General features: G+C 69.4%; 14 protein-coding genes. 12 read left to right on the top strand and 2 right to left on the bottom strand.

All coding sequences use genetic code 11. The features are described from left to right. Positions 1-2 precede the first annotated feature (2 nt). The 4 genes from trpS (at position 3) to ABZU75_RS33285 (ending at position 3,628) form a co-directional block, all read left to right on the top strand. The gene (gene trpS, locus ABZU75_RS33300; RefSeq protein ID WP_350911623.1) at positions 3-1,007 is read left to right on the top strand and encodes a tryptophan--tRNA ligase; all 1,005 of its coding nucleotides are present in this window, start codon (positions 3-5) and stop codon (positions 1,005-1,007) included. A gap of 125 nt (positions 1,008-1,132) precedes the next feature. Next, entirely contained in the window at positions 1,133-2,014 is an 882-nt protein-coding gene (locus tag ABZU75_RS33295) for a YihY/virulence factor BrkB family protein (RefSeq protein WP_355562973.1), read from the top strand. 62 nt (positions 2,015-2,076) lie between these two features. Continuing rightward, positions 2,077-2,430, top strand: coding sequence for a PadR family transcriptional regulator (locus tag ABZU75_RS33290; protein ID WP_355562970.1), 354 nt, complete (start codon positions 2,077-2,079; stop codon positions 2,428-2,430). Positions 2,431-2,494: 64 nt separating this feature from the next. Beyond that, positions 2,495-3,628, top strand: a complete 1,134-nt coding sequence (locus ABZU75_RS33285; protein ID WP_355562967.1) for a hypothetical protein — start codon at positions 2,495-2,497, stop codon at positions 3,626-3,628. A 53-nt stretch (positions 3,629-3,681) separates the two neighbouring features. Here the strand turns inward: ABZU75_RS33285 and ABZU75_RS33280 are convergent, their stop codons facing one another. Then, complete coding sequence (locus ABZU75_RS33280) at positions 3,682-4,914, bottom strand: D-alanyl-D-alanine carboxypeptidase (protein WP_355562965.1); 1,233 nt, start codon at positions 4,912-4,914, stop codon at positions 3,682-3,684. Positions 4,915-5,001: 87 nt separating this feature from the next. Between ABZU75_RS33280 and ABZU75_RS33275 the strand changes: the two genes are divergently transcribed. Then, positions 5,002-5,220 (top strand): SCO4848 family membrane protein, encoded by a 219-nt coding sequence (locus ABZU75_RS33275; protein WP_030912524.1) that lies wholly within the window; start codon positions 5,002-5,004, stop codon positions 5,218-5,220. Here ABZU75_RS33275 and ABZU75_RS33270 read toward each other — a convergent pair. Then, positions 5,179-6,576 carry a peptide ligase PGM1-related protein gene (locus tag ABZU75_RS33270; RefSeq protein WP_355562961.1) on the bottom strand — a complete coding sequence of 466 codons (1,398 nt, stop codon included), beginning with the start codon at positions 6,574-6,576 and terminating at the stop codon, positions 5,179-5,181. The two genes, ABZU75_RS33275 and ABZU75_RS33270, sit on opposite strands and share 42 nt — an antisense overlap. Before the next feature lie 533 nt (positions 6,577-7,109). Here ABZU75_RS33270 and ABZU75_RS33265 point away from each other — a divergent pair. From ABZU75_RS33265 to ABZU75_RS33235, 7 genes are all read left to right on the top strand, one after another. Beyond that, positions 7,110-8,360, top strand: a complete 1,251-nt coding sequence (locus tag ABZU75_RS33265; RefSeq protein ID WP_355562958.1) for a M20 family metallopeptidase — start codon at positions 7,110-7,112, stop codon at positions 8,358-8,360. Between the two features lie 291 nt (positions 8,361-8,651). Then, complete coding sequence (locus ABZU75_RS33260) at positions 8,652-9,731, top strand: BMP family ABC transporter substrate-binding protein (protein WP_355562956.1); 1,080 nt, start codon at positions 8,652-8,654, stop codon at positions 9,729-9,731. Between the two features lie 100 nt (positions 9,732-9,831). Continuing rightward, complete coding sequence (locus ABZU75_RS33255) at positions 9,832-11,355, top strand: ABC transporter ATP-binding protein (RefSeq protein WP_350911968.1); 1,524 nt, start codon at positions 9,832-9,834, stop codon at positions 11,353-11,355. Between the two features lie 37 nt (positions 11,356-11,392). Further along, a complete protein-coding gene (locus tag ABZU75_RS33250; RefSeq protein ID WP_355562953.1) occupies positions 11,393-12,541 on the top strand; it encodes an ABC transporter permease in 1,149 nt (382 codons plus the stop codon). Beyond that, positions 12,538-13,818 carry an ABC transporter permease gene (locus ABZU75_RS33245; RefSeq protein WP_355562950.1) on the top strand — a complete coding sequence of 427 codons (1,281 nt, stop codon included), beginning with the start codon at positions 12,538-12,540 and terminating at the stop codon, positions 13,816-13,818. Before ABZU75_RS33250 ends, ABZU75_RS33245 begins: the two co-directional genes overlap by 4 nt. Before the next feature lie 46 nt (positions 13,819-13,864). Then, entirely contained in the window at positions 13,865-14,260 is a 396-nt protein-coding gene (locus ABZU75_RS33240) for a cytidine deaminase (RefSeq protein ID WP_350911644.1), read from the top strand. A gap of 2 nt (positions 14,261-14,262) precedes the next feature. Beyond that, positions 14,263-15,543: a thymidine phosphorylase gene (locus ABZU75_RS33235; RefSeq protein WP_355562946.1), complete on the top strand. Its 1,281-nt coding sequence runs from the start codon at positions 14,263-14,265 to the stop codon at positions 15,541-15,543. Positions 15,544-16,196 lie beyond the last annotated feature (653 nt).

The raw sequence follows: 16,196 nt of genomic DNA, 5'->3' as shown, positions 1-16,196 counted from the left end.
CTATGGCCAGCCCTCGTGTCCTGTCGGGAATCCAGCCCACCGCCGACTCCTTCCACCTGGGAAACTACCTCGGTGCGGTGCGGCAGTACGTCGCGATGCAGGAGGGCTACGACGCCTTCTACTGCGTCGTCGACCTGCACGCGATCACGGTGGACTACCGTCCGGAGGAGCTGCGCAGGCGCTCCAGGGTCGCCGCCGCCCAGCTCTTCGCCGCCGGCCTCGACCCTGAGCGGTCCACGGTCTTCGTGCAGAGCCACGTCCGCGAGCACACCGAGCTGGCCTGGGTGCTGATCTGCCTCACCGGCATGGGCGAGGCGGGGCGGATGACCCAGTTCAAGGACAAGTCGGCCAAGCACGGCGAGAGCTCGGCCAGCGTGGGCCTGTTCACCTACCCGATCCTGCAGGCCGCCGACATCATGCTCTACCAGGCCAACAAGGTTCCGGTCGGTGCCGACCAGAAGCAGCACCTGGAGCTCACCCGCGACCTCGCGCAGCGCTTCAACCACCGCTTCGGCGAGACCTTCACGGTGCCCGAGCCGTACATCGTCAAGGGGGTCGAGAAGATCACCGACCTCCAGGAGCCGACCGCGAAGATGTCGAAGTCCTCCTCCTCGCCCGCCGGCATCCTCGACCTGCTGGAGCAGCCGGGGCCGCTCCGCAAGAAGATCATGCGCGCGGTCACCGACACCGGTTCCGAGGTCCTCGCCGACGACGACAACAAGCCGGGCATCACCAACCTGCTGCGCATCCAGTCCGCGCTGAGCGGGACTCCCATCGGTGAGCTGGAGGCCCGCTACGTCGGGCAGGGGTACGGCACCTTCAAGAAGGACGTCGCCGAGCTCGTGGTCGACACCTTCACCCCGATCCGCGAGCGGACCGAGAAGCTGCTCGCCGACGAGGCCGAGCTCGACAGGATGCTCGCCGTCGGGGCCGCGCGGGCCCGCGCGGTGGCCGCCGAGACCATGGCCAAGGTCCGCGACCGGGTGGGCTTCCTGCCCACCCCGTGATCCTCCGGGTACGCACGGCTGCTTTTTCACCGCCGTCCACGATCGGGACGGCGGTGGCTGGGTAGGGGGCGCACGTGGCAAGTGTGATGGAACGTGTGCAAGCGGGTCGTGAACGATTCAGAGCGGTGCTGAACGCGACCCGGATCAGGTGGCCCTGGTTCGACCATCTGGTCAGGACCTTCCAGCGCTACCAGATCCAGTCCGGCGACCGGCTCGCGGGAGCGATCAGCTACTTCGCCTTCCTGTCGTTCTTCCCGATCATCGCGCTGGCCTTCGCGGTGTTCGGCTACTTCCTCTCCGTCAGGCCCGACGCCACCGCGACCCTGCGGGAGGCGATCAACCAGTACCTGCCGGGCCTCGCCGACAAGCTGCCGATCCAGGAGATCGCCGACTCGCGGACGAGTGCGGGCGTCATCGGCCTGCTGGGGTTGCTCTACGCCGGGCTCGGCGCGATCGACGCCCTGCGCGGCGCGCTGCGCGAGATCTCCATGACCACCGAGCCACCGCTCAACTTCTTCCTGGCCAAGCTCAGGGACCTGTCGGCGCTTGTCCTCCTCGGCACCACCATGGTCGTCTCGGTGCTGGTCGGCGGTTTCGCCACCCAGGCCGGCGGGACCGTGGCCGAATGGCTGGGGCTGTCGGAGTCGGCGGTCGGCAGGGGCACGATCTGGCTGGTCGGCATGACGGTCAGCGTGCTCGCCGACGTCGTCGTCTTTCTGATCATCCTGCGCTGGCTGGGACGCTCCAGACAGCCGCTCCGGGTGCTGCTGCGCGGCGCCCTGTTCGGCGCGGTCGGCTTCGCCCTGCTCAAGCAACTCGCGGCGCTGCTCCTCTCGCACATCCTGAACAACCCCATCTACGGGGTGTTCGCCGTGGTGGTCGGCCTGCTGGTCTGGATCAACCTCTCGGCCCGGGTCATCATGTACACCGCCGCCTGGACCGCGACGGCCTCCCTTGGCCCCCCGCCCTACCCCACTCCGATTCCGGCCAACGCCGTCCCCAACTGATCCGGGCATCGCCCTTGGTCTGCTCTACCTAATATCCTGCTTTCCGATATATGCTGTGAGGCATGACTCCAAAGGCGATGACGGAGCCTGCGTTCCTCATCCTGACCGCGCTGGTCGATGCGCCGTGTCACGGCTACGGCATCGTGCGGGAGGTCGAGCAACTGTCCGGCGGGCGGGTCCTGCTCAAGGTCGGCACGCTGTACGGCGTGCTCGACCGGCTGGCGGGCGACGGGCTGGTGGCTCTGGACCGCGAGGAGGTCCAGCAGGGGCGGCTGCGCCGTTACTACCGGCTCACCGACGCGGGGTCGCGGACGCTGGAGGCCGAGGCCGTCCGGCTCGCGGAGAACGCCAGGACCGCGGTCGACCGCCTCCGCGCCAGGTACGGACGTCCGTCCGCCGCGGGCGGGCCGGCGTAGGGCCGGGTGCACTCCGGGCGCGCCTGATGAACTCGTGAGGACCGGCGAGAGGACGATTCCACCGATGAACGAGCAGAGCGATGCCCCGGCTGCCCCCGGGGCGGATCGACGGCCTTCCGGTGACCCGCGCCGGGGCGGTGCGCCGGTGAGCCTGCTGGAGGAGCGCTACCGCTACTGGCTGCGCCTGCTGCCCGCCTCCTACCGCGCCGAGCGCGAGGAGGAGATGGTCGCCGTCTTCCTGGAGGGCTCGCCGGACGTCTCCGACGCGGACGGGCCCCGGCCTCGCTGGTCGGAGATCGCCAGCGTGGCCGCGCTGGCGGTCCGGGTCCGCCTCGGCGGCGCGGGCGCTACGCCGAGATCCCTCTCGTGGGGCGAGACGGTCCGCCTGGTGGCCCTGCTGGGACTGCTCTTCCAGGCCTTCCTCGCGGTCCTGACCGTCGCGGCCGCCTTGAACACGTACGGGGTGATCGGCACGGCCGATCCTTCGCTCGCCCAGGTGGCAGGACCCCTCGGATCGGTTGAGCGGCTCGCGAACATTCTGAGGAGCCTGGCCGGAGCCGTCTGGATCGCACCCTTCGTCGCGCTCGTCCTCGGCCATGTGCGCACGGCCAAGGCGCTGGCTCTCCTCGCCTTCGCGGCGGAGCTGTACATCCTGGCGGATCCGGCGGGGCGGGACCCGTTCGAGGCACTGGCCCGGTCGCTGATGCCGGTGGTCGTTCTGTCGGCTCTGTGGACCGGCTTCCACCGTGACGTCCGGCCGGCTCGCCGCCCCCGGTGGCTGCTCGTGCCTCCCCTCGCCGCGGGCATCGCGTTCGACGTGCTGTTCCGGCTGGTGGCGGCCCCGGACACACCCGCGTGGTGGTGGCCATGGCTCGACCCCCTCGGACTGGCGGGCACGCTGATCCTGGGCGCGGGCATCGGCTACGGGTACGTGCACCTTCGTTCTCCCGCCCGGCGCACGCCCTCGTGGCCGCTGGCCCTGGCGATCCTGGCGGTGCCGGTGCTCTGCGCCCGCCTCGCCGGGCTGAACCACGGCTTCGACGCCGCCGACGAGGTGAGCCGGATCATCATGCTCGGCACGCTCGGCCAGACAGCGCTGCTCCTGCTCGTCGCCCTGGCGCTCGCCGCCCTGGGGTTGCCGACCCTGCCCGCCGCCCAGGGCCCGTCGCCCGAGCCTCCCCGGATGACGTATCCGTGACCCTGGTCGTGTTCCGCGGATCGTCGCCATGGCCACGATCCGCGGAACACGCCTCAGCGGAAGCGCCTGCGCAGGCCGTACGCCAGCCAGAGCAGGCCGCCGAGCAGGCCCGCGCCGAGGACGTAGTAGCCGATCGGGATGCCCTCGTCGGCGGGTCTGGTGGCCGCGGCGGGGTTCCGCCCGGAGCCGGGGGTGGGGACGGCGGGAGGCGCCGAGGCGGTCGGGGGAGCGGGCAGCGGGGTGGGTTCGGGGATCGGGTCGACCAGCTGTCCGACCGGGGTGACCTTGCCGCGGTTGGCGAAGCCCCAGTCGAGCAGGTCGGCGACCTCCTCCCAGAAGTAGCCGTCGTGGCGCATGATCGACACGATGATCGTGTGACCGTTGCGCTTGGCCGCGCCGACGAAGCTGCCCAGGGCCTTGGAGGTCCAGCCGTTCTTGACGCCGATCATGCCCTTGTAGCGCCAGAGCAGCTTGTTGTGGTTGCCGATCTCGTAGTAGCCCTTGGGCGCCGGGAACTTGTCAGTTTTTGTGCTGATATATCGCCGAAAATCGGCGTTGGCCAGGCCGGCGCGGGCGATCAGTGCCAGGTCGTACGCCGAGCTGCTCTGGCCGGGTTTGTCCAGCCCGCTCGGGGTCTTGGCCACCGTGTCGAAAGCCTGCAGGCGCTTGGCCTCGGCGTTCATGTCCGCCAGGGTCACGGCCAGGCCGCCGTTGGCCTCGGCCAGCGCCATCGCGCAGTCGTTGCCCGAGACCAGCATCAGCGCCTTGAACAGGTCGTCGACGGTGTAGAGGGGCTTGGTGACCAGGCCGACCGCGCTGCCCTCCTCGTTCACGGCGCGGGTGCTCGGCCTGATCTTCCGGTTCTTGTTCAGTTTCGGGATCAGGGTGAGCGCGGTCAGCGCCTTCAACGTGCTCGCGGGCAGGTAGCGCCCGTGGGCGTCCTTGGCCGCCAGCACCGCGCCGGTCTCGGCGTCGGCGATCACGTACGCCTTCGCGGCGGTCTTCGGCGGGGCCTTCACGCCCGAGGGGACGATGAGACCCCGCTCGGCGAGCCGGGAGCCGCCGACCGGCTCCCTCTCGCCCCGCGCGTGCGGGCCCAGCGCGCCGGCGCCCGCGAGGTGGCTCAGGAGATCCGCACTCGACGGACCGGCCGGCGAGCCGGCGTCCGCCCGTAGGGCCGGTGAACCGGCCGCGGACACGCCCGCGGTCCTGGCCTGAGCGGGTGCGCCGAGAAAGGTGGTCGCCGCGAGCAGCACCCCGACGGGCGCGAGATGTTTGATCCCCATGATGATCTCAGGGTAGCTTCGTGCCGGTTCGCATAGAGTTAGAGGTGCCCTGACCAGGTACGGGCCACTCGGCGGGATACTGACACCATGCAAATATCACGAAAGATCGCCGCTTTTCTGATCGGCCTTGCCGCTTTCATGATCTTCGAATGGATCAACCTTGGCTTCAACCTCGCGGACGGCCACCCGACGGCCTTCTACGTGGTCCACGGAATTCTGATCGCCGTCAACATCGTGCTCGCGATCGTGCTCGGCGTGATCGGCCTACGTGGTTGGTCGCAGCGTGAGCAGGGTTCTTCGGTGTAGCTCGGCGGCCTCCTCGGCGGAGTCGCCGATGCTGGTGAACCCAAGCTTGCCGAACTCGGTGACCGCGCCCAGCAGGTGCAGCACGTTCCCGGTGCGGCTCTCGCGATCGAAACCGAGACCCGCGTCGTGAACCAGCTTGACGACCTCCCCGGGGGTGCGGCCCTTCAGCGTGGGGGAGGCGCAGTTGTCCGTCGCCACGTAGTACTTCGGCCGCCCGTCGCGCATCAGCGTGCCGGTGCCGGGGTCGTACGACGCGCCGGTGGTCAGGATCGCGGCGCCGAGCGGGTGGGTGGTACCGCCGATGCGCAGGTTGATCTCACACAGCAACGTCCGGTAGCCGCCGTCGGTCTTGACGGCGAAGAAGTCGACGCCGAACAGTCCCACCACGCCGCGGTCCGCCAGGACCCTGGCGATCCGCGCGGTGTACGCGCCCAGCTCGGCGCGGTACTCCCGCCGGGCGGGGAAGCTGCAGCCCTGGTAGACATCCCCGTTGGGGCCGCCGAGGACCTGCTCGTGGGTGGCGACCACGTCGTAGACGCCGCCGGGGGTGATCCTCGCCAGCGCGCTGGGGGAGCACAGCGGCCGGTCCTCGATGAACTCCTCGATCACCGCCCCCCGCTCGGCGATCTTCTCGGCGAACGTCGTCCAGTTCTCGTCGGAGGCGGAGAAGCTCGTGGGGCAGGAGACGAGCGGCCGGTCGTCCTTGGTCACGATGGCGTTCCCGAGCCCCGAGTAGCTGTTGTTGAGCTTGACCATCAGCCTGGTCGTGGGGCTCATCGCGCGGGCGGCGTGCTCCACCTCGGTCAGCGAACGCAGGTCGCCGAAGCCCCTGACCGTCGGCACCCCGGCCTCGTCGCCGATCGCGCGTCCACCGCTCTTGGACCCCAGGTGGGCCAGGGAGGTGGCCGGGCCGTACACCGGCAGGGAGAGCAGCTCGGCGAGGCGTTCCTCGTACTCGCTCACCACGAACGGCACCATCCAGGCACCCCCGCCGTCCCCGCGGGTCTTTCGACGGTCCCCGAGCGCGGCGCGGACGCGTTCGATCACATCCGGGCGGCGCAGCAGCGCCTCGGTGAGCGGGTGCGTGTCGGGATCATCCAAACTGATCATTTGCAGGCGGGTACGGGCTTCGTCCGGATCGTCGAGGAAGCTCAGGTAGTAGTCCACGACCGCGTCGTTCACCGGCATCGAGGTGAGGTAGACGACCTCGACCTTCGGCTCTCTCAGGGCGAGGAGCAGAAAGAGCAGTCGTTCCTCGTAGCAGAGGGCTCCGGTGATCCTGCGCAGTTCATCCTGGGGAAGCGACAACGAGGGAAGGATCACCAGTGTGCCCTCGTCCGGTTCGAATATGCTCAAACGCGACTGCCTCTCCCCGAATGGGATGTTAGCGATCATGTGAGGAGTGAAACATGCATTCATCCCATTTGCATGACTCCGCCGGGTTTGATGAACGGCACCGGAGGTCAGGTAAGTTGCCAGGCCGGCGACGTTTGGAAGTGACCCGAAAGGGTCATCCTGCGGCCGGTTCGTCACCCCACATGACTACCGCACCGTAGTCAATACGAGTCATCCCTTCTGGTTCCCTCGGGGGGGAAGGTGTACGAGTGAGGTATGGGGCGGCAAAACATTTGGCGTGGATGTCGGCGAGTTGCTCGCGGGGCGAGATAAAGTCGTTGTCATCGCCAATGCGACGGCTGCCCCGGACCACAGGCTCGCAGCTCCCGCGTCGGCGTCAACCAGCCCGCGCTGACACGGCCCGTGAGACCCACTCCGCCCCGTCGGTGTGGCGATCGCTTTTTTCGGGACTGCCTCATGGGTTTCGAGATCCTGGGCAGTGGCACGGTGCGTCGAGGATGAAGGACCGCCGGCGCGGAATAGGACGGTGAGCAATGCGGGGGCGTAATTTGCGGGGAGAACTCGACACGTTCCTCGCCGGTCGCGAGCAGGAACTGATCAACTTCCGTCGAGACCTGCACATGCATCCCGAGCTCGCGTTCGCCGAATACCGCACGACGCAGCGCATCGCCGAGCGCCTGACCGCCGCGGGACTGGTCCCCTCGGTGCTGCCGCGCGGCACCGGCCTGCTCTGCGACGTCGGCAGCGGTGACGGCCCCACCGTGGCGCTGCGGGCCGACATCGACGCGCTGCCGGTGCCGGACGAGAAGGACGTCCCCTACAGCTCGACGGTCCCCGGCGTGTGTCACGCCTGCGGCCACGACGTGCACACCGCGGTCCTGCTCGGCACCTCGCTCTTCCTCGCCCAGCAGGCCGAGGCCGGCCTGCTGCCCGGCAGGGTCCGGCTGATCTTCCAGCCCGCCGAGGAGCTTCCCGGTGGTGCGCTTGAGGTCATGGCCTCCGGCGGCATCAGCGGTGTCGACCGCATCTTCGGTCTGCACTGCGACCCCCGGCTGGACGTCGGCAGGGTCGGCCTTAAATCCGGTCCCATCACCTCGGCCTGCGACAAGGTGACGATCCGGGTGAGCGGTCCCGGCGGGCACACCGCCAGGCCGCACCTCACCGCCGACCTCGTCTTCGCGCTCGCCAAGATCCTCACCGAGCTGCCCGCCGCGCTCTCCCGCCGGGTCGACCCCCGCTCTTCGCTCAGCCTGGTCTGGGGCCGGGTGGAGGCGGGTTCGGTGGCCAACGCCATCCCGGACGACGGCGTCGCCGAGGGCACCGTGCGCTGCCTGGACGAGGCGGCCTGGCACGCGGCCCCCGACATGATCAAGTCGCTGCTGGAGTCGGTCGCGGGCGCTTACGGCGTCGAGGCCGAGATGGACTACACCCGCGGCGTGCCGCCGGTGGTCAACGACAAGATCAGCGTGCAGATGCTGGCCGAGGCCGCGGAGGGCGTGCTCGGCGAGGGCGCCTCCGGGCCGACGGAGCAGAGTCTGGGGGGTGAGGACTTCGGCTGGTACCTGGAGTCCATCCCCGGCGCGTTCGCCAGGCTCGGCACCCGCGAGCCGGGGACGGCGCACCTGGCGGACATCCACCAGGGCACCTTCGACGTGGACGAGAGCGCCATCGGCATCGGGGTGCGGTTCCTCGCGGCGACCGCGCTGACCGCGCTCTGGGAGGGGCAGCGCCCCGTCGCGGACGAGGCCCTGATGGCACTGAAGGCGCTGAAGGCCGACAACTGACACGTCCCCGGGACGCAGTTGCCCGAAAAATTCTGACATATCCCGAGGAAACGGCCGACGATCGGGAGAGAAAGATCGTCGGTCCGGGGGGCGGCCCGTTGCGGGTCGCCTTCAAGGCTACCCGTAAGTAGCTCCATCGGGCCCGGTGTGTCACAAGGTGGCCTGAGCTGCATAACGGACCTATTTCGGACTCGTGTACCGGTTTGGTCAACCCTGACGGACCAACTATCTTCCGTGCAGGGTTGCCGTGCGTCTCTTCGCGCGTGCACTGAAACGCGAAGGGAGTCCATCTTGCTTCAGAACCGATTCGGCAAGCTGGCCGCGACCGCACTGGCGGGCAGCATGCTCATGGGAGCTGCCGCGTGTGGTGGAAGCGAGGAAGCGACCACGTCGGCTCAGCCGAGCGAGGCCGCCAGCAGTGCGGCGCCGGCCGCGACGGGACCCAAGGTCGGTCTCGCGTACGACATCGGCGGGCGTGGCGACCAGTCGTTCAACGACTCCGCGGCAGCCGGCCTCGACAAGGCCAAGACCGAGCTGGGCCTGGCCGAGGTCAACGAGCTGGAGGCCGGTAACGGCGAGACCGAGGCGGCCAAGGAGGAGCGGCTCCGTCTGCTCGCCGACGGCGGCTTCAACCCGATCATCGCCGTGGGCTTCGCCTACTCCGGCCCGGTGAAGAAGGTCGCGACCGAGTTCCCCGACGTCAAGTTCGCGATCGTCGACGACGCCGCGGCGGTCGCCCCCAACATCTCCAACCTGCTCTTCGCCGAGCACGAGGGTTCCTTCCTGGTCGGCGCCGCGGCGGCGCTGAAGAGCAAGAAGAACCACGTGGGCTTCGTCGGCGGCGTCCAGGTGCCGCTGATCAACAAGTTCGAGGCCGGGTTCGCCGCGGGCGCCAAGGCGGTCAAGTCCGATGTGAAGATCGAGGTCAAGTACCTGACCCAGCCGCCGGACTTCACCGGCTTCAGTGACCCGGCCAAGGGCAAGACCGCGGCCGAGGGCATGTTCGACGCGGGCGCCGACGTGGTCTACCAGGCCGCGGGCGGTTCCGGTGGCGGCGTGTTCGAGGCGGCCAAGGCCGCCAAGGGCCTGGCCATCGGCGTCGACTCCGACCAAGGGAAGACCGCCGCCCCCGAGCTGCAGAGCGTCATCATGACCTCCATGCTCAAGAAGGTCGACGTCGCCGTCTTCGACTTCCTGAAGAGCTTCACCACCAACGCCGTGAAGTCGGGCAGTACGATCTACGACCTCAAGGCCGATGGTGTCGACTACTCCACCACCGGTGGCCAGGTCGACGACATCAAGACCAAGCTCGACGAGTACAAGCAGAAGATCATCTCCGGCGAGATCACCGTGCCGGACAAGACCTCCTGACCTGGTATTAATGAGGGGCCCGGCGGACATTTCCCCCGGGCCCCTCGTCCTACGCTCACCATCACGTTCCGTATCGGGCATCCGTGCGGAGGAGGCCGTCATCAGCACCCCGGCACCGGCCGTCGAACTCGAGGGGATCACGAAACGATTCCCCGGCGTCGTCGCCAACCGCGACATCTCTCTCTCTGTGCGGCAGGGACACGTGCACGCCGTCGTCGGAGAGAACGGCGCGGGCAAGTCTACCCTCATGAAGATCCTTTACGGCATGCAGCGCCCGGACGAGGGCCAGATCCGCGTCAACGGCAAGGACGTGAGCTTCCGCTCGCCCGGCGAGGCGATCGCGGTGGGGATCGGCATGGTCCACCAGCACTTCATGCTGGCCGACAACCTGACCGTGCTGGAGAACGTGATCCTCGGCAGCGAGCCCCGCAGGGGCGGGGTCGCCATCGACTTCGGCGCCGCGAGAAAGCGGATCAAGGAGATCTCCGACTCGTACGGCCTCGGCATCGAACCCGACGTCACCGTCGAGGACCTGGGCGTCGGCGCGCGCCAGCGGGTGGAGATCCTGAAGGTCCTCTACCGCGGTGCCCGGATCCTCATCCTGGACGAGCCGACCGCCGTGCTGGTGCCGCAGGAGGTCGAGGAGCTCTTCGCCAACCTGCGCGAGCTGGTCCGCGAGGGCCTCACCATCATCTTCATCTCCCACAAACTGGACGAGGTGCTCTCGGTCGCCGACGCCATCACGGTCATCCGGCGCGGTACGACCGTGGCCAGCGTGGATCCCAAGGACGTGACCGCCAGGCAGCTGGCCGAGCTCATGGTCGGCAGCGAGCTGCCCAGCCCGGAGACCCGCGAGTCCACCGTCACCGACGTGGTGGCGCTGTCGGTGCGCGGCCTGACCGTCCACTCGGGGGACGACCGCCGCGTTGTGGACGACGTCGGCTTCGAGATCCGCAAGGGTGAGGTGCTCGGCATCGCCGGGGTCGAGGGCAACGGCCAGGCCGAGCTCGTCGAGGCCATCATGGGCATGCGTGCGGCCGGGGGCGAGATCCGCCTCGGCGAGCACGACATCTCCGCCTGGACGACACTGCGCCGCCGCGAGGCCGGCATCGGCTACATCCCCGAGGACCGCCACCGGCACGGCCTGCTGCTGGAGGCCCCGCTCTGGGAGAACCGCATCCTCGGCCACCAGACCCGGCGGCCCAACGTGAAGGGCCCCTGGATCGACCGCGCGGGAGCGCGTGAGGACACCCGGCGCATCGTCGAGGAGTACGACGTCCGGACCCCGGGCATCGACGTGGACGCCTCGGCCCTGTCGGGCGGCAACCAGCAGAAGCTGATCGTCGGCCGGGAGATGAGCGGGGAGCCGGTGTTCCTGATCGCGTCCCACCCGACGCGCGGCGTCGACGTGGGCGCGCAGGCCGCGATCTGGGACCACCTGCGCGCGGCGCGTGCCGCGGGCCTGGCGGTCCTGCTGATCTCGGCCGACCTCGACGAGCTCATCGGCCTGTCGGACACCCTCAAGGTGATCCTGCGCGGCCGGATCGTCGCCGAGGTCGACCCCAAGGACGTGACACCCGAGCAGCTCGGTTCGGCCATGACGGGTGCTGGAGAGGCGGCATGAACATCCAGGTAGCGCACACGCCCCCGGGGACGCGCGGATGAGCCAGGAAAAATCCACCTTCGCCGACCGGCTGCTCGGACGGGTCTCGCCGGCGGGGCTGCTCTCGCTCGTCGCCCCGCTCGTGGCCATCGTGTTCGCCGCGGTGATCACCATGGTCATCCTGGCGATCACCGGCGCCCCGCCGCTCGACACGCTGGTCGTCATGGGCGAGTACGGCATCCGGCCGCGCTCGATCGTGCTGACCCTGAATTCCGCGACGTACTACTATCTGTCCGCGCTCGCGGTGGCGATCGGGTTCAGGATGAACCTCTTCAACATCGGCGTCGACGGCCAGTACCGCCTGGCGGCGCTCACCGCCGCGGCCGTCGGCGGCGCGGTCACCCTGCCTGCCCCGCTGCACGTCGCGCTGATTATTTTCGTCGCCGTGCTGGTCGGCGCCGGATGGGCCGCGATCGCCGGGCTGCTCAAGGTGCGGCGCGGGGTCAGCGAGGTCATCTCCACGATCATGCTGAACGCCATCGCGACCTCGCTCGGCGCCTGGCTGCTCAACAAGGAGCGCCTCGCGGTCGAGGTCGCGGGCAGCAACAACATCGGGACCAGCCCGATCGGCCCCTCCGGCCAGGTGCCCGGTCTGGAGATCATCTCCGGCACCCAGACGAAGGTGTTCGGCCTGATCGTTCTGTCGGTCGTGATGGGCGTCCTCTACCACGTGGTGATCAACCGGACCCGCTTCGGCTTCGACCTGCGCGCCACCGGCCGCTCGGAGTCGGCCGCGGTGGCCAGCGGCGTCAACGTCAAGCGGATGATCCTCATCTCGATGATCCTGTCCGGAGGGGTGGCGGGCCTGGTCGGCATGCCGCAGCTGCTCGGCGCCTCCTACAGCTACAGCCTGGACTTCCCCACCGGACTCGGTTTCACCGGCATCGCGATCGCGCTGCTCGGCCGCAACCACCCGGTCGGCATCGCGTTCGGCGCCCTGCTGTGGGCCTTCCTCGACACCTCCGCGGGCATCCTGCAGATCAAGAAGATCTCCCCGGACATCGTCACCATCATGCAAGGCACGATCGTGCTCTCGGTGATCATCGCCTACGAACTGGTCCACCGCTACCAGATCTCCGCCGAGCAGCGCCGGGTGAGCCGCCAGCTGGCGAGCACCACCCCGGCCAGGGAAGGAACACCGGCATGAGCCAGGGTGCCCTCACCACGCCGGAGGCTCCCCTCCTGGAGCCGAAGGCCGCCCCCCAAAGGTTCAGGATCACCTGGCGGGTCCTGCTGCTCGCCCTCGGCGCGCTGGTCCTGCTGCTGTCGTTCGCCCGGGCCGTCACCGGCGCCGTCGACCTCACCTCGGCGGGCGCGATCAACGCCTCCGTCGCGCTGGCCATCCCCATCGGCCTGGCCGGTCTGGGCGGCCTGTGGGCCGAGCGGGCCGGAGTGGTCAACATCGGCCTCGAAGGCATGATGATCCTGGGCACCTGGTGCGGTGCCTGGGGCGCGCTCCAGTTCGGCAACCCGTGGGCGGGCGTCGTCGCGGGCGCGATCGGCGGAGCCCTGGGCGGCCTGCTGCACGCGATCGCCACCGTGACGTTCGGGGTCGACCACATCATCTCCGGTGTCGCGATCAACATCCTCGGCCTGGGCGTCACCCAGTTCCTGTCCAAGGTCACCTTCGCCGAGATGCCGGGCGGCGGCGACTCCCAGTCGCCTCCCGTGCCCAAGCCCGGCGTGGTGAGCCTGCCGTGGATCGGAGATCCACTCAGGACGCTGGAGGCCAAGCAGTGGTTCCTGCTGTCGGACGTGGCGGGCATCCTGCGCGGCCTGACCACGAACGTCTCGCTGCTGACGATCCTGGCGATCCTGCTCGTCCCGCTCTCGTACTACCTGCTCTGGCGTACGGCGTTCGGCCTGCGCCTGCGCTCCTGCGGGGAGAGCCCGGTGGCCGCCGAGTCGCTGGGCGTCAACGTCTACACCTACAAGTACATCGCGGTGCTCGTCTCCGGTGCCCTGGCGGGCCTGGGCGGCGCGTTCCTGGCCCAGGTGGCCGCCAGCGCCTACCGCGAGGGGCAGACCGGCGGGCGCGGCTTCATCGGCCTCGCCGCCATGATCTTCGGTAACTGGCGGCCCGGCGGGCTGGCCGGCGGCGCCGTGCTGTTCGGCTACACCGACGCGCTCCAGCTCCGCAGGGGCGGCGAGTCGGTGCACGCGCTGCTGCTCGTGGTGACGATCCTGATCGTCGCCGTGGCCGTCTACCAGCTGGTACGGCAGAACCGGACCCGGGCGGCGCTGATCACCGGGGTCGCGGCGGTCGCGGTGTTCGTCGTGTTCGCGCTGACCGACACCGTACCCTCGGAGTTCACCTCGGTCACCCCGCACATCACCACGCTGCTGGTGCTGTCGCTGGCCGCGCAGCGGCTCCGCCCGCCCGCCGCCAACGGAGTGCCGTACCGCAGGGGGCAGGGTAAGTGACCATCACGCACGTCTCACGAGTGGACCTGATCTGATGAGCACCGAGATGAGCATTGACTGGGCGGCTCTCAAGGCCGAGGCCGTGCGGGCCATGGGGCATGCCTACGCCCCCTACTCGAAGTTCCCGGTCGGCGCCGCCGCCCTGGTGGACGACGGGCGGATCGTGTCCGGCTGCAACGTCGAGAACGCCTCCTACGGCATCGGACTGTGCGCCGAGTGCGGGCTGGTCTCCGCGCTCCAGGCCACGGGTGGTGGCCGCCTGGTCGCGTTCACCTGCGTCGACGGGCACGAGGAACTGCTCATGCCGTGCGGTAGGTGCCGCCAGCTGCTGTACGAGTTCGGCGGCCCAGAGTTGCTGCTGGAGACCATCGACGGCCCGAAGCCGATGTCGGAGATCCTTCCGTACGCCTTCGGGCCGGAGAACCTGAGCCGGGGGGCCTGAGCATGGACGCGATCAACGTCATCGTCACCAAGCGGGACGGCGGTGAGCTGTCGGCGGAGCAGATCGACTGGGTGATCGACGCCTACACCAAGGGCGTCGTCGCCGACGAGCAGATGTCCGCGCTCGCGATGGCGATCCTGCTCAACGGCATGAACCGGCGGGAGATCGCCGGGTGGACCCAGGCCATGATCCGTTCCGGGGCGCGGATGGACTGGTCGGCGCTGCCGGGGCCCACCACGGACAAGCACTCCACCGGCGGCGTCGGTGACAAGATCACGCTGCCGCTGGCTCCGCTGGTCGCCGCGTGCGGGGGCCACGTGCCCCAGCTGTCCGGCCGGGGGCTCGGCCACACCGGCGGCACCCTGGACAAGCTGGAGTCCATCCCCGGCTGGCAGGCGTCCCTGTCCAACGACGGGATGCTCGACGTGCTCGGCAAGGCCGGCGCGGTCATCTGCGCGGCGGGCGACGGGCTCGCCCCGGCCGACAAGAAGCTGTACGCGCTCCGCGACGTCACCGGCACGGTCGAGTCGATCCCGCTGATCGCCTCCTCGATCATGTCGAAGAAGATCGCCGAGGGCACCGGCGCGCTGGTGCTGGACGTCAAGGTCGGCTCCGGGGCCTTCATGAAGACCCCGGAGCGGGCCCGTGAGCTGGCCGAGACCATGGTCACGCTGGGCATCGACGCCGGGGTCAACACGGTCGCGCTGCTGACCGCCATGGACCGGCCGCTGGGCCTGGCCGTGGGCAACGCGCTGGAGGTCACCGAGTCGGTCGAGGTGCTCGCCGGCGGCGGCCCCGCCGACGTGGTCGAGCTGACCGTACGGCTGGCGCGGGAGATGCTTCAGGCGGCGGGCCTGTCCGGTGGCAAGGACCCGGAGCGGGCCCTCGCGGACGGCTCGGCGATGGACGTCTGGCGCCGGATGATCTCCGCCCAGGGCGGTGACCCGGACGCCCCGCTGCCCACGGCCGCCGAGACCATGGAGATCACCGCGCCCTCGTCCGGCGTGCTGTCCAGGCTCGACGCGTACGGCGTGGGCCTGGCGGCCTGGCGGCTCGGCGCGGGCCGGGAGCGCAAGGAGGACCCGGTGTCGTTCGGCGCGGGCATCGTGCTGCACGCCAAGCCGGGGGACCCCGTCCGCGCGGGGCAGCCGCTGATGACGCTGCACGCGGACGAGACCTTCCGCTTCGAGCGGGCGCTCGCCGCGCTGGAGGGCACCTACACCGTCGGGGAGAGCGCCGATCCGGACCTGCTCCCCCTGGTGATCGACCGCATCACCGCCTGACGCCGGCCGGGGGCCGGAGGCCGGGGCGCTGTCGCGCCGACCGGGGCACGGTGTCGGCTGTGGGGCTTTCGCGCCGGCCGGGGCGAGGCGCGCCGGTCGGGCGTGTTCGCGTCAGGCCGGGCGCTTTCGCGCCAGGGCCTGTTCCCGGTTGAGCTCATGGGGCGATTTGGAGGCTGCGGGTCCAGATCAGGGCGCCCCGTAGGTGGAGGCCGGCGAGGTAACCGGCGGGTGTCCTGTCGTAGCGGGTGGCGAGCCCCCGCCAGTCCTTGATCTTGTTGGTGCATCGCTCGGCGGTGTCGCGCTCCTGGTACTGCTCGCATGACTCTCACAACTGTTCATTCGTGAGAACACTTGAAGTTGACGGGGGGACGGAGAGTGTCCCCCATTTTTGGCTGAGCCGAAATCCGTCGCACGAGTGACAAGGCGGAGCCGGGTTTCCAGCGACTACGCGCTCCTGGTACTGCTCGCATGACTCTCACAACTGTTCATTCGTGAGAACACTTGAAGTTGACGGGGGGACGGAGAGTGTCCCCCATTTTTGGCTGAGCCGAAATCCGTCGCACGAGTGACGAGGCGGAGCCGGGTTTCCAGCGACTATGGGACGACGTTGCGAACCATTCTTCGCCGGGGGGCAGTGTGCGGGACAGTGAAGC

It is taken from the genome of Streptosporangium sp. NPDC005286, from assembly GCF_040607515.1.
Classification (GTDB): Bacteria; Actinomycetota; Actinomycetes; order Streptosporangiales; family Streptosporangiaceae; genus Streptosporangium.
The sequence above is the reverse complement of the archived record's forward strand: the minus strand, read 5'-3'. Positions and strand labels throughout refer to the sequence as shown.

Coding starts and splice junctions, on each gene's coding strand:
- ABZU75_RS33285 (WP_355562967.1), top strand. CDS start 2,495: ATGAACGAGCAGAGCGATGCCCCGGCTGCCCCCGGGGCGGATCGACGG.
- ABZU75_RS33280 (WP_355562965.1), bottom strand. CDS start 4,914: ATGGGGATCAAACATCTCGCGCCCGTCGGGGTGCTGCTCGCGGCGACC.
- ABZU75_RS33250 (WP_355562953.1), top strand. CDS start 11,393: ATGAGCCAGGAAAAATCCACCTTCGCCGACCGGCTGCTCGGACGGGTC.
- ABZU75_RS33245 (WP_355562950.1), top strand. CDS start 12,538: ATGAGCCAGGGTGCCCTCACCACGCCGGAGGCTCCCCTCCTGGAGCCG.
- ABZU75_RS33265 (WP_355562958.1), top strand. CDS start 7,110: ATGCGGGGGCGTAATTTGCGGGGAGAACTCGACACGTTCCTCGCCGGT.
- trpS (WP_350911623.1), top strand. CDS start 3: ATGGCCAGCCCTCGTGTCCTGTCGGGAATCCAGCCCACCGCCGACTCC.
- ABZU75_RS33275 (WP_030912524.1), top strand. CDS start 5,002: ATGCAAATATCACGAAAGATCGCCGCTTTTCTGATCGGCCTTGCCGCT.
- ABZU75_RS33235 (WP_355562946.1), top strand. CDS start 14,263: ATGGACGCGATCAACGTCATCGTCACCAAGCGGGACGGCGGTGAGCTG.
- ABZU75_RS33290 (WP_355562970.1), top strand. CDS start 2,077: ATGACTCCAAAGGCGATGACGGAGCCTGCGTTCCTCATCCTGACCGCG.
- ABZU75_RS33240 (WP_350911644.1), top strand. CDS start 13,865: ATGAGCATTGACTGGGCGGCTCTCAAGGCCGAGGCCGTGCGGGCCATG.